This is a genomic window from Tateyamaria sp. Alg231-49, assembly GCF_900143535.1.
In the GTDB taxonomy this organism is placed as follows: Bacteria; Pseudomonadota; Alphaproteobacteria; order Rhodobacterales; family Rhodobacteraceae; genus Tateyamaria.
The window spans coordinates 43,097-54,595 of sequence record NZ_FRFA01000022.1; the positions used below are offsets into that span (position 1 = coordinate 43,097).

General features: G+C 56.4%; 9 protein-coding genes, 1 tRNA gene and 2 pseudogenes. 7 read left to right on the forward strand and 5 right to left on the reverse strand.

Annotated features, from left to right (window positions below):
* Window positions 1–74: 74 nt before the first annotated feature.
* Window positions 75–1,487: a TolC family protein gene (locus DHN60_RS20340; RefSeq protein ID WP_108839148.1), complete on the reverse strand. Its 1,413-nt coding sequence runs from the start codon at window positions 1,485–1,487 to the stop codon at window positions 75–77.
* A gap of 223 nt (window positions 1,488–1,710) precedes the next feature.
* Here DHN60_RS20340 and DHN60_RS20345 point away from each other — a divergent pair, with 223 nt between their 5' ends.
* Window positions 1,711–2,328 carry an OmpA family protein gene (locus DHN60_RS20345; protein WP_234423732.1) on the forward strand — a complete coding sequence of 206 codons (618 nt, stop codon included), beginning with the start codon at window positions 1,711–1,713 and terminating at the stop codon, window positions 2,326–2,328.
* Between the two features lie 117 nt (window positions 2,329–2,445).
* The gene (locus DHN60_RS20350; RefSeq protein WP_108839150.1) at window positions 2,446–3,369 is read left to right on the forward strand and encodes an aminotransferase class IV; all 924 of its coding nucleotides are present in this window, start codon (window positions 2,446–2,448) and stop codon (window positions 3,367–3,369) included.
* A 97-nt stretch (window positions 3,370–3,466) separates the two neighbouring features.
* Here the strand turns inward: DHN60_RS20350 and DHN60_RS20355 are convergent, their stop codons facing one another.
* Both DHN60_RS20355 and DHN60_RS20360 read right to left on the reverse strand, forming a co-directional pair.
* Window positions 3,467–5,710 (reverse strand): molybdopterin cofactor-binding domain-containing protein, encoded by a 2,244-nt coding sequence (locus DHN60_RS20355; protein WP_108839151.1) that lies wholly within the window; start codon window positions 5,708–5,710, stop codon window positions 3,467–3,469.
* The gene (locus DHN60_RS20360; protein WP_108839152.1) at window positions 5,703–6,179 is read right to left on the reverse strand and encodes a (2Fe-2S)-binding protein; all 477 of its coding nucleotides are present in this window, start codon (window positions 6,177–6,179) and stop codon (window positions 5,703–5,705) included. The genes DHN60_RS20355 and DHN60_RS20360 overlap by 8 nt, the downstream gene beginning before the upstream one ends.
* A gap of 127 nt (window positions 6,180–6,306) precedes the next feature.
* On the opposite strand from DHN60_RS20360, the gene DHN60_RS20365 reads away from it, so the two are divergent.
* The 4 genes from DHN60_RS20365 to DHN60_RS22740 all read left to right on the forward strand — a co-directional run bounded on the left by DHN60_RS20365 (window position 6,307) and on the right by DHN60_RS22740 (window position 8,847).
* Complete coding sequence (locus DHN60_RS20365) at window positions 6,307–6,984, forward strand: TetR/AcrR family transcriptional regulator (RefSeq protein WP_159089319.1); 678 nt, start codon at window positions 6,307–6,309, stop codon at window positions 6,982–6,984.
* Between the two features lie 174 nt (window positions 6,985–7,158).
* Window positions 7,159–7,995 carry an SDR family oxidoreductase gene (locus tag DHN60_RS20370; RefSeq protein WP_108839154.1) on the forward strand — a complete coding sequence of 279 codons (837 nt, stop codon included), beginning with the start codon at window positions 7,159–7,161 and terminating at the stop codon, window positions 7,993–7,995.
* 213 nt (window positions 7,996–8,208) lie between these two features.
* A tRNA-Met gene (locus tag DHN60_RS20375) sits at window positions 8,209–8,285 on the forward strand.
* 334 nt (window positions 8,286–8,619) lie between these two features.
* On the forward strand, window positions 8,620–8,847 hold the full coding sequence (locus DHN60_RS22740; protein WP_234423733.1) for a hypothetical protein: 228 nt from the start codon (window positions 8,620–8,622) through the stop codon (window positions 8,845–8,847).
* Between the two features lie 9 nt (window positions 8,848–8,856).
* Here the strand turns inward: DHN60_RS22740 and DHN60_RS22745 are convergent.
* Window positions 8,857–9,882, reverse strand: a pseudogene (locus DHN60_RS22745) (recombinase family protein); the annotation flags it as partial.
* A gap of 153 nt (window positions 9,883–10,035) precedes the next feature.
* Entirely contained in the window at window positions 10,036–11,148 is a 1,113-nt protein-coding gene (locus DHN60_RS20385) for a site-specific integrase (protein WP_159089320.1), read from the reverse strand.
* 178 nt (window positions 11,149–11,326) lie between these two features.
* On the opposite strand from DHN60_RS20385, the pseudogene DHN60_RS20390 reads away from it, so the two are divergent.
* A pseudogene (locus DHN60_RS20390) lies at window positions 11,327–11,499 on the forward strand (IS3 family transposase); the annotation flags it as partial.

An 11,499-nucleotide genomic window follows, 5' to 3' on the forward strand; every position in this document is an offset into this window, starting at 1 on the left:
TGTTCGGCTTTTTCACTGGCGGGCTATCGTTCGCGATATGCGTTCTCCGGTAGGCAGGTCATTGAGACCCGTTGTCAATCAAGGGATTTGCGCCAGTTTTTGAAAGACGCGGCGTCCAGTCTTGAACTATCCCCGTTCTTGTCCAGCCCGGGAACCCCCTGACTTGCGCGTGCATAGGTCAGCGCATCTTCGGGAACTGGAACGCCCAATGACGGCAAGAGAATGCCAATGGATGCGAGTATTCTGTAACGAACGTAGTTTTCGAGCGACCGTGCATTCACCAAATTGGCCTGCGCCTGAAACAGCGCGTTTTGGGTGTTCAGAACATCAAGCAAGGAACGTTGTCCGACGTCAAATTCGGCTTCGTACGTATCGCGCAATGCCAGAGCGATATCTGCCTGCGCCTGAAGTGTCTTTGTTCGCCTTTGCGCAGATTGCAACGACGCCCAGCTTTGGCGCACTTCGCGCTCGACCAGTCGGGTTTGGGACAACAACCTGGCTCTGCTTTCGCCGACGCGGCTGATTTGTTCCTGGCGGGCGGAGCGCTTGGAGGTGCCCTGAAACTCGTACCTCAAAACCAATCCGATGCGCGCATCTGCAACGCTGCCCTCATAGCCGCCAATGTCTTCACCCAATCGACCATCGGCTTCCAAAAACAGTTTGGGTGCTGCGTTCGCGTCGGTACGTCTGGACTGTGCTTCTGCCGCTCCGATATCGGACTTCATAAACAGAAGGCTTGGGTTCTTGATGCGTCCGATTTGCAGTGCGGCTTCGAGCGTGGGGGGGACGGACCCAGCGATGCTTGGGACATTGCCCAACCCTTTTGCTTCAACGCCCACAATGGCCAAAAACAGGGCTTCGATGTCTTCCTGGTCCAGCTGAAACAGGAGAATTGTATCTTCTGCGAGCAAAAGCCGTTCTTCGGCTTGCTGCAGATCGCCCAATGACACAACGCCTTGATCAAAGGCGCGTTTCACTCTGTCCAGCACTTTGGAGTGATAGTCCCGGTTTTGTACTGCGAAGGACAACAACGACTGGACGCGCAATACATCCGCATAAAGTCGGATCGCTTCGAGCGAAAGCACTTCTGCCCGTTCCAGAACGCGATAGGCTGCCGAGTCGATACGATATGCTTGCCGCTCGATCTCTGAGCGTGTTTCGTACCCATCAAACAGCAACTGCGATACACGCGCGCTGAATTCGTATCCGGTTATCCAGTCGTCTGCAGCAGACAGGTCAGGCGTGGTTGAACCATCGTTGATGCTTGACCCGGCGAATGCTTCCAATTCGAACCGTGGCGCACGCAGACTGCGGGCTTGATCAAGTTCAAATTCAATCGCCTGCTTGTTGGCTTCAGCCGTCTTGATGTCTGGATTTGTCTCCAGAACATAGATGATCACATCCTTTAGCGACAAAGCGACAGAGGCGCTGGGAGCGCAAAGGCAGACCACGGCGAAAACCGTGGAAACGAAAAAATTACACTTCACTCAACTATCCCCGTCGAGGGTTGCTTCGAAAACTTACATTACATTAGACTTTTCTACGATGGGCGGATACCCCGTCAACCCGAAAGGGTCGTGAATCCGCGCACCCGTACACAAGATGAATCACATGATGAAACTGCAACGGTCAGAGCGTTAAAAGATGAGATATTTGATGAATTTGGCCGTCATAGGTCTCGTTCTGTGCCTTTTGACTCCTCAAGCCAGCTTGAGCGCAGACATCGGAACTGTGAACTTTCAATTCGACTCCGACCAACTCGACACACAAGGCCAGGCGCAAGTCGCAGAAATCGCGGAGCGTCTGAAAGCAGTGAACAGCTACAAGCCGACAGTTGTTGTCGGGTACACTGATGCTGTCGGGACCTCAGGCTATAACCAATCCTTGGGGCAACGCCGCGCGGATACAGTCGCAAATGCGCTGAGAGCCGCCGGCGTTCCGGTTGATCGCATCGGCAAAACAGAGAGCCGGGGCAAGAATGACCTTTTGATTCAAGTCGCATCGGCAGAACGCCAAAACCGCCGTGTGACGGTGAAGCTGGCGGATATTCTGGGCGCCTGTCAAAGCTATCGCAATATCTCCCTGTCGGAATCTGCCGCTGGCCAAGAATTGCAGGATGACCTCCGGGCGCGCCTGTCCGAAGCGGTAATCTACTATGATCGTTTTGCATCAAACGGTGCCAACGGGCCCGCCTTTCAGATGGCAGGGGCTGCGAAACAAGACTGTGGGCAAGCCGTTGGATACGTGAACGATTCAGTGCGAAAGATCGAATACGCCAAGAAGTGTTTCTGCAATTCTGCGCGCTTACAGACTGCGCTTGGAAACTGAACCCTGTCATCTCGTTGGATTTGAGTGCGTCGCTGGCCATTTTCGCAGCACATCTGTTTATTGATGTGACCGAGGGCAATTCACATATCTTTGCCCGGCGATCATAAGGACTGACACATGAACACCGACGCCCACGTTTCGACCCACGATGCCGCCGAAGATGCCCGCAATGATGATATCAGGATATATGTAAACGGCCAGATCGTGCACCGGGATGACGCCAAGGTGTCGGTCTACGACTCTGGGTTTTTACTGGGGGACGGAGTGTGGGAAGGGTTGCGCCTTTATGATGGGCATATCCCGTTTCTGGCCGAACACTTGGACCGGTTGTTTGAGGCAGCGCTTTATATCGATCTTGATATCGGAATGAGCCGCGATGCCCTTGTTCAGGCGATCCACGACACGCTGGATGCCAATGAAATGACCACGGATGTACATATCCGCCTGATGGTCACACGGGGGCGTAAAAAGAAGCCGTTCCAGCATCCGCATTTGTCGATCTATGGGCCGACAATTGTGATTATCGCAGAACACTCCAAACCGGATGACAGCATTGTGGAACGTGGCATCCGTCTGGCCTCGGTCCCTCATCATCGCGGCCTGCCTTTGACGCAGGATGCCAAACTGAATTCGCATTCCAAGCTGAACTGTATCATTCCGTTGACCCATGCGGTCCGGCAGGGTGCGGATGAGGCGCTGATGATGGACCCCTTTGGCTTTGTGAACACCACCAACGCCTGCAATTTCTTTATTGTGAAGCAGGGTGCGGTTTGGACCTCGACCGGGGATTACTGTATGAATGGGATCACGCGCCAAAAGGTGATCGATCTGTGCCGCGCGAATGACATCCCTGTGTTTGAACGCAACTATTCGCTGGTCGACACCTACAGTGCAGATGAAGCGTTTCTGACCGGTACTTTTGGTGCGCAAACGCCCGTCTTTGAAATCGACGGACGGGTGATCGGAGGCGGTGTTGCTGGGCCGGTGTTTCACCGCATACGTGCGCTTTACAAGGCCGCGATTATGGACGCCCCGGCCTAGTCGCAGTTCGGTCCTAGCTTAGGGCCAACTGATGCATCCGGGTCTTCGCTTCTGATCTTTGCGGACGTCACAGGCGAAACGACTGCTGTCCCGCCCTTCAAACATAGAACCCCACGTCTTTGGCCAACGGCAATTGCCGCGCACGGGTGCCGGTGGCCGCAAAGATTGCGTTGGCCAACGCAGCCGCTGCCGGAGGTGTGCCGGGTTCACCCGCCCCACCAATGTCGTGGCCGCTGTTGATGATATGGGTTTCGATCCGCGGCGCCGTCAACATGCGCAGCATTTCGTAGTCATAAAAGTTGCTTTGGGCGACCGCTCCGTCTTCGATGGTGATATCGCCGTGGATCGCAGCAGTGAGGGCGTAGATGATGCCGGATTCCACCTGTGCCTTAATACCGTCGGGCGTGATGGCGACCCCCGCATCAATAACGGCGACAACACGATCCACACGCACGTCGCCATTGATCATTGTGACCTCGATGACCTCTGCGACGATGGAACCAAAGGACTCCTTGACGGCGATGCCGCGCCCGCGTCCTTCGCCCAAGGGGGTGCCCCAATCGGCGGCTTCGGCGGCCTTGTCCAGAACCGCCTTCATCCGGGGGTGATCTGACAACAAGGCCGCGCGATAGGCGTAGGGGTCTTGCCCGGCGGCGTGCGCGCATTCGTCGATAAAGCTCTCGGTAAAGAACCCGTGCTGTGATTCATCAACGCTGCGCCACGCGCCCCATGGGACGTGGCTTGGGCTTTGAATGTATCCGATGTCCTTGGCGGCAACTGCGTATGGGATCAGCGGCGCCTCGACCGGTTCCTGTTTGTTGACGTAGGTGTTTTCCCAGCCCAGTGGGACGCCGCTGTTGTCCAGTGCGGCGCGAAAGCGGCTGGTGGAGGCGGGGCGGTAGTAGTCCTGTCGCACGTCCTCTTCACGCGACCAGATCAGCTGTACGGGTTTCTCAATGGCCTTGGAGATTAACGCCGCCTGAACTGCCCAGTCCGGAACTGATTTGCGTCCAAATCCACCGCCCATAAGCGTGTTGTTCAGGGTCACCTGATCTTCGTTCATGTCCAGCGCGGTTGCGATCTTGCGGCGGAACCCGAGGGGGTTTTGGCAACCCACCCAAATCTCTGCCGCCGCGCCTGTCACATGCGCTGTGGCATTGGGCGGTTCCATCGTGGTGTGGGCAAGATAGGGCACACGATACTCTGCCTCGATAACGGTCGGCGCACCTTCAAAAGTCGCGTCGATGTCGCCTTGGGACAAGTCGTGTTCCCGTCCGGCGCCGGCGGCTAGGTCGCTGGCGTGTTTTTCAAAGATTGTCTCGGACGTAACGCTGTCCAGCCCCTTACTGTCCCACTCGATGGTCAGCGTCTCAAGCGCCTGCACGGCGGTCCAGTAGCTGTCTGCAACCACAGCAACGGACTCGCCCGTTGGTCCATATCCACCAATCATGTCCTCGGAGGCATCAGAGGGCAGGGTGATCACATCAATCACGCCGGCCATCTGGCGGGCTTCGGTGTCGTCGATTTGCACAACGGTTCCACCAAAAACGGGCGCACGCCGGGTCGTGGCATAGACCATATCGGGCAGTCGCACATCCAGCGCGAACGGTGCTGTCCCATCGACCTTGCCTGGGATGTCCTGACGTTCAACTGATTGGCCGATAATGGAAAAGTCACCGATCTCCTTGAGTTGCGGATTGTACGAGGGCGTCATCTCAGCCGCGGCCGTGGCGAAGGTTGCATACGGCTCCGTCCGGGATGATGCGCGGTGAAGCAGCATGCTCTTTTCCGTTTCGATCTGATCGATCGGCACACCCCATGCGTCTGCCGCTGCTTGTTTCAGCATGTCCTTGGTGGCCGCACCTGCGACCCGCATGCCATACTGACCAGTCGCTCGGATGCTCAGGCTGCCGCCGGTGATCTGGGCGTTGAGCGCGTTTGATACACGCATCATCACCCCGTCGATGGTCGGGATGACGGCACCTGGTAAGGTAACATCTTTGAGCAGGTAGCCCCGGCCCAAGGTGTACGTGGAGTAATCTCCCAAAGCAGGCGCTTCTTCGATGCGCACCTTGTCCCAATCGGCATCGAGTTCTTCGGCCGCCATTTGCGCCAGAGCTGTCTGCGCACCCTGACCCATTTCAGAGTGTGGAGAGATCACGGTAACAATGTTGTCCTGATCTATTTTGATGAAGGCATGGACCAGCGTCTCGCCGTCGCCCGCGACAGCATCCTGCAAGCCTGCAACGCGATTGCCGGGACGCATTGCCACCCCCACAAGAATACCGCCACCAACGACAACACCGGCTGAAATGAACGCGCGTCGGGTCCACTTATTCATTGGATTGTCCTTTCGTGATAGCCGCGGTTTTAATGGCAGCGCGGATGCGATCATACATACCGCAGCGGCAGATATTGCCGTCCATCGCCGCGTTGATGTCATCGTCTGTTGGATTGGGGATGTCGTTCAAAAGAGCGGCTGCGGACATCAGTTGACCAGACTGGCAATACCCACATTGCGGGACCTGGTGCTTGATCCAAGCTTGTTGCAGGGCATGCAACGTGTCTTCAGTCGGGGCGAGCCCCTCGATTGTGGTGATGTCCTGACCAGCGACCGCGTCGATTGGCGTGACGCAAGTGCGTGTGGCCACGCCATCGATCATCACGGTGCAGGCTCCACATTGGGCCACGCCGCACCCGAATTTCGTTCCGGTCAGGCCCAAATCTTCTCTGAGCACCCACAGCAGGGGCTTAGACGCATCGGCATCTACATCTCGCAAGATTCCGTTCACTGTGATCGTGGTTTTCATGTCTTTCTCCGGTCAGAGGGGCGCGGCAAAGGTGTCAGAGTGGTATCTGGGTCGCAAACAGAACAAGTATTCTAATTCTGTTTTGACACCAACCTTTGCACCTGTCAAGAAGCTGGGACATCATTTGATGACAAAGGGTTTGTGCTTGGAAAGCCGTTGGAAATCGGAACTACACTGGCGGCGCACTGGGCAACAAAGCCGCAGCGAGCGCACTCAATCCGCGTTGCTGGATGCGGCAGAAGAACTGATCCTCGAAAAGGGTACGGACGCGACGTCGATTGCGGATATAGCGAAGCGAGCAGGCTCTTCGGTAGGGGCGGTTTACCACCACTTCAAAGACAAAACGGCACTCTATTACGCGCTATTTCATCGCATGACCGCGACCTATGAGGCGTTGAACAAGCAGGCGTCCGACCCCAAGACTTGGGAAGGGGCCACGATAAAAGATTTGTTTCGTGGCTATTTGGAAATTGTCCTGACGACGACGCGAGAGAACAGTGCGGCCAAGGCCGCCGCGTCTGCCGTTATTGCAGATTTTCCGGAACTGAATGCACACTACTGCGAAATTCAGGCCGAAACACGAAAAGCGTTGCTGACGTTGGTTATGGAGCGTCGTGGCGAAATCGGAGCGCCGGATGCCGAGAACGCAGCTGCGTTTGCGATTGACCAATTGTCTGCGATGTTGCGCGTTTATCTCGACGCAACCTTGCGGCCCGCCACGCTTGCACCATTGGATGAGGATCAGTTTGTCGCACAATCGGTCGAACTGGTGTCGCGGTATCTTGAGTTGCCTCGGGCGACATGACTCTGAGTGGAGAGTGCGTTTATGGTTCGAGTCACGTTGACTGAATCGGACTGGGTTGAGCGGAAGGATTTTATGCAGCCGGGCGAACCGTAAGAAGTTCAATGTCGGCTGAGTCCGGACAGGACACGTTGCCCGATCAAAGAAGGCACAGAACGCTATATCGGAGGAGACCAGATGTTTGACAAAGCGATAAGCCAAGGTGGCGTGGCCGTGATCACCGGTGGCGCGAGCGGTGTAGGGTTCGCAGCCGCACAGAATCTGGCGCGCCGCGGGTTGTCCATTTTGTTGGCCGATGTATCCGCAGACGCACTTGAGCAGGCTGCAAGCAACCTGTCTGAGAAAGGCGCGCAAGTGCAGACATTGCAAACGGATGTGCGCGATGCAGATGCGGTTGCCAAACTGGCAGAAACGGCCAAAGCCATGGGGCCGATTGCCGTCTTGATGAACAATGCGGGCATCTCACGCCCGACGACCAGTTGGGACAATGCGCAGAACTGGCGCGATCTGATCGAAGTGAACCTTTTTGGCGTGTTGAACGGGGTACAAGCTTTTGTGCCGGGCATGATTGATGCAGGTCGCCCGGCGGTCGTGATCAACACCGGATCCAAGCAGGGCATCACAACGCCACCCGGCAATCCCGGTTACAACGTATCCAAGGCAGGCGTAAAAGTGCTGACAGAGATGCTGGCCCATGAATTGCGTGCGGCAGAGGTTCCCGTGTCGGCGCATTTGTTCGTTCCCGGCTTTACCTACACGGGGATGATTTCGTCATTCATTCCGGAAAAGCCGGCGTCAGCGTGGACGTCTGAACAGACAATCTCCCACCTCTTTGAGCGGGTTTCGGCAGGGGATTTTTATGTCCTGTGTCCGGACAACGAGGTCACACCAGAGATCGATCAGCGTCGTGTATCATGGTCCGCGCAGGATATCGTTGAAAACCGACCTGCTTTGTCCAGATGGCATCCGGATTATGCCGAGCGTTTTGCCGCGTTTCAACAGTCTGGGAGTTAGTGTTCAGGCCTGCACTGGGGTTTAACTTGGAGTTCTGAACCAACCGAACACGACAAGTGCAGATGCATGAAATATCAATGGCCTCGGGAACGAGGCCCCATGAGGGGCTGCCTGAAAACTGTCTTGGGAGCGGATTTTCGATTTCCGAAAGGTTTTCTTGCACATGCCCTTGCGGTCCCTAACGACTCAGACTAAACCCCGCAAACCAAATGGCGCGGGATGGAGCAGCCCGGTAGCTCGTCAGGCTCATAACCTGAAGGTCGTAGGTTCAAATCCTACTCCCGCAACCAGTGTTACAGAACGCCCCGTAGCTTCACCGCTGCGGGCGTTCTTGTTTGTGCCCAGAGCCAACAACCCCGCCAGTTCACCGACCAGTTCTATTGCCAGCGCGTCGCCTTCGGGGACGAGACGGATCTGGGACAGCAGGCTGCGGATGGTCTCGCTGGCTTCGGTTTTGGTGGCCGGGTCATTCAGCGCGGTGGCTAGGTTGGCGACCTGTTCGCGGTAAAGCTCGGACAGGCCGGGGTGCAGGAGGACCGGTGGGGCGTCGTCGGTTGATCGCAGTTCGGTCTCCAGTTGGGCTTTGCGTGTTTCCAGTTCATCCATCTTCGCCTTCATGCTCGGATGAAACATTCCTTCGGCTATCGCCTCGACGATCTGGTCGATCTGCCGGATGACTTTCGCCAGATCACGTTCGGCTCTGGCCCGGTCTTGTCTGAGGGTGCCGGTGAGCCGGTTGAACTCTTCCTGATAGGCTCGGGTGAACTCTGCGATCAGATCGGGGTGCAACAATTGATCCTTGAGACCGGACAGAACGCGAATTTCCAAAGCGTCCCGCTGGATGGTCGATAGGTTGTCGCAAGTACCCTTGTTCCGGGCGTTGGCGCATCCATAGTGAGCTTTGCCAACAATCGTGTATCCGCCACCACAGCAGCCACAGGTCAGAAGTCCCGAAAACAGATGTTTGGGGCGTCGGGCGCGTTCGGACCGCGTGACGCCTTCGCTGATCACCGCGCTGCGGGTGGCCTTCTGTCGAGTTTTGACGCGGTTCCATAGGTCATCGGGGACAATGCGCAAGTCAGGCACCTCTTCGATGACCCAGTCTTCGGGCTGGTTCAATCGCGCCTGTCGTTTGCCCGAGCTTGGATCTTTGATGAACCGCTGCCGGTTCCAGACCAGACGTCCGACATAGAGTTCGTTATTGAGAATGCCGGTGCCGCGCCGCCAGTTGCCATAGATGGTGGACATGCCCCAGCCCTTACCACGTGGCCCGTCAATGCCGTCGTCGTTGAGGCTGCCTGCGATGGCCCGAGGACTGTGGCCGGAGGCAAACTTTTCGAAAATGCGCCGCACGATGGCGGCTTGATCTTCATTGATGATCCGTTCGCCCGTAGTGACACATCCATCGCTCTGAACGGTGCGCACCACGCTATAACCATAGGTGATACCTCCGGCGGATTTACCCTTACGGACGCGCCCTTCGAGGCCTCTGTGGGTCTTCTGGGCGAGGTCCTTGAGGAACAGGCTGCTCATGGTGCCCTTGAGGCCGATATGCAGCTCAGAAATCTCGCCCTCGGCTACGGTGACAATCGGAATACCTTGAAATCGCATCTGTTTGAAGAAACCGGCGATATGTTCTTGGTCCCGGCTAATCCGGTCGAGACCTTCAGCGACCACCACATCGACCCGGTTGTTGCGGGCATCTTCCAACAATCGCTGATATGCGGGACGCAGATGGGAGGCCCCGCTGAGGCCACGATCTGAATAGGTCTCTGCCTCGCGCCAGCCGTTGCCCTCAATCAGGCGCAGGCACAGGCGATGCTGATCCTCGATTGAGGCGTCGCTTTGCATGTCGGTGGAATAGCGGGCGTAGATGGCTGCGCGCATAGGACGGGCCTTTCTTTAGAATTGACCCGCCCCATTATAGGCACGAAATCACTCTTGTCTTCCACTTTCGATTGCAACTTGTTGCAATGCTAAAGCCATTATTATCAATGCCTTGGTGTGATGATCTTTTGATACTTGGACGATATTGTCCCGTCAGCGATGGCCACGTGAATTGCGAATGCCATCCACGATGGATTGCAACTTGTTACAACTGGAGATCCCGGTGGCGCGGTTGTAATGCTTCTCAGCCATGTCCAATGTGGCGTGACCAAGAATGTCACGAATGATGTTCACATGTTCCGGATCGAACTCTGCAATCGAGGTTGCCGCAATGTGGCGGAAGGCATGCGGGCGAAGGGCAATGCCCATGTGGCGCATCGTCACTTTTGGTAACTCGCGGGAAAAACCGTCTGGGGTGATGGGATTGCCATACTGATTGATCCAGAGCGCATCAGAAGGTTTACCATGAAGAAGCACTGGGCGATGAATGTCGAGATAGCGCTGCATCGGGGTGACCAAGTCGCGCGGCAGCAGATAGCTGCGGGCTTTTTTGTCCTTCATGTCCTCAGGCTGAAAGCGCAGTTCAAAACCTGTGGATGTGTGCACAATGTGCTGTCCTACGTACATTCCCAGAAATGCGCGGCGGCGCAGCGGTCGGGAGATCAGAAGACCGATCATCAGAGCTTGGCGGAAGCGGACAGCACGGTTGAGAGGGCGCAGGTCATCATCATCAACGACTTCCGCCATGCTCGACAGGCTCCATTGGAACACCTGACTGACGGTGGCCGGGTGTGGGGCGGGCAAAGCGTCGCGGTTGGCCCGTTTGATAAGGCGATTGAAAGCCAGTTGCAGCCATTGCCAATCATGATTGGGTGCTATGGCGGAAGCGATTGCGAACAGATCGCCAATCAGGCCCTCCGTGGACTTGGGTTGCAGGCGTACATCGCACTCGTCGACAAAGGCACATACACGGGCGGTTGTGATCCGCTTTGCCGGGGTCAGCGCGAGAGCATTGGCGTCTGTCCTGGTCAGGAACGACAGCCACTGACCGTAGCCTTGCTTGCGTTTTCGGCGGCTGCCGCCGAGAAGGGCGCGTAGTGTGGGTGCATCCGTGAGGATATCGGCAGGGGCACGATGCAGCATATCAGCAATCCGGTTAACGGCGGAAACGCGGTCCCGCGTGCGGGTGCTGGCCAAGCTGGGGTCTGTCCCCAATTGGTCGAGGACGTCTGCGAGGGTTTGAGGTTTGGTTTGATCGAAGGGCATGGTGTTTTCCTTTGAGCCTTCAGAGTATTGGGACATTGAGGGACAAGGACGGACGTGGTGGCCCACGGGCGGACATTCGGGAAACTACGGCATGTCTGACGTCAGCGCTTATGGGTCCAAATAGGGCAAATTGCTAAGAGAGTGTTCTTGGCTCATCGTAACCACCGAGGAGTGGAAGATGAGACAGACCAATGGAACACGCAAAAGCTCAGGCGAGAAGATCGTCAAAGACATCAAACGAGCGACCCGCAAGCATTACTCGTCCGAAGAGAAGATCAGGATCGTCCTGGACGGTCTGAGGGGCGAGGACAGCATAGCTGAGCTGTGTCGTCGTGAGGGTATCTCTCAAGG